Genomic DNA, 1,231 nt, shown 5'->3' on the forward strand with positions numbered 1-1,231 from the left:
TGGACCTGTCCCGCTTTTGTGCCGCCCCAGGTGCTCGTTTAGGCCACTTTCCTTTCGAACGCGACGGGGCTTTTCCAGCCCAATGCTGAGTGTCGGCGACGTGGATTGTAAAAGCCGTTGATGTATTCAAAGATCGCCATCTCAGCCTGCCGCCGGGTTTCCCATGACCGTCGCCAGATCAGCTCTGCCTTGATCGTCTTGAAGAAGGTTTCGACTGCGGCGTTGTCATAGCAGTTGCCCTTGCCACTCATCGACACCTTGAACCCATGCTGGCGCAGGATCTTCTGGTAGTCGTGTGAACAATATTGGCTGCCCCTGTCCGTGTGGTGTATGCAGTCTTTCGACGGTGACCTGAAGGCGATGGCCATGTTCAACGCACGGATCGCCAAGTCCCGTTTCATCCGGTTGGAGACCGCCCAGCCAATCACGCGCCTTGAATGCAGGTCGAGGATCACGGCAAGATACAACCAGCCCTCGCGTGTCCAGACATAGCTGATATCGCCCGCCCATTTCTGATTGGGCGCATTCGCTGTGAAGTTACGATCCAACAGGTTTGGCGCAATGTTGAACTTGTGGTCGCTATCGGTTGTGACCTTGTGTTTGCGCGTTCTCACTACGGATATGCCGTTCTGACGCATGAGGCGACCGACCCGACGGTGTCCAACATCCAAACCGATCTCCTTCAGTTCCTCCGTCATTCGAGGCCGACCATAACTGCCCAGGCTGAGACGTGACTGTTCTTTGATATGTGCCAGCGTGACCAGATCAAACCGCTGTCTGCGGCTGGCTGGGCGGTTGCGGAAAGCGCGTAATCCACGTGTGCTGACGCCAACAACGCCACACAAACGGTTGGTTGGGAAGTCGGCCCTATGCTCTTCGACAAACCTAAATCTCATGGCTTTAGGCCCGCAAAGAACTGGGTGGCCTTTTTTAAAATCTCCCTCTCCTCCTTGAGAAGCCGGTTCTCACGTCGAAGCCGATCATTCTCTTTGGCCAGGTCCAAATCCTCTTTCGAAACCACGTCCGTGTCTCGATGTGACGTGACCCATTTGTTCAGCGTCGACATGCCAACACCCAGATCCTCCGCCACTTGCTTACGCGTTAACCCACTGGTCAGTGCGATCCGCACCGCATCTTGGCGAAATTCGTCCGTTCGTTTCAGTCCCATAGTTAATCTCCTTTGGTGCAGTAAATGCTATCAAAGGAGCGGCATCAAACCGTGACAGGTCCA

At 54.8% G+C, this 1,231-nt stretch carries 1 protein-coding gene; it reads right to left on the bottom strand.

Annotation, left to right across the window (positions count from 1 at the left end):
- Window positions 1-38 precede the first annotated feature (38 nt).
- Window positions 39-1,168, bottom strand: a protein-coding gene (locus tag AC2FJZ_RS22345; protein WP_496780428.1) for an IS3 family transposase whose coding sequence is annotated in 2 segments (ribosomal slippage) — window positions 39-925 and window positions 925-1,168 — 1,131 coding nt in all. Because the reading frame shifts where the segments join, the coding sequence is not laid out codon by codon here.
- Window positions 1,169-1,231: the final 63 nt, after the last annotated feature.

The organism is Ruegeria sp. CDSA079 (assembly GCF_059612245.1).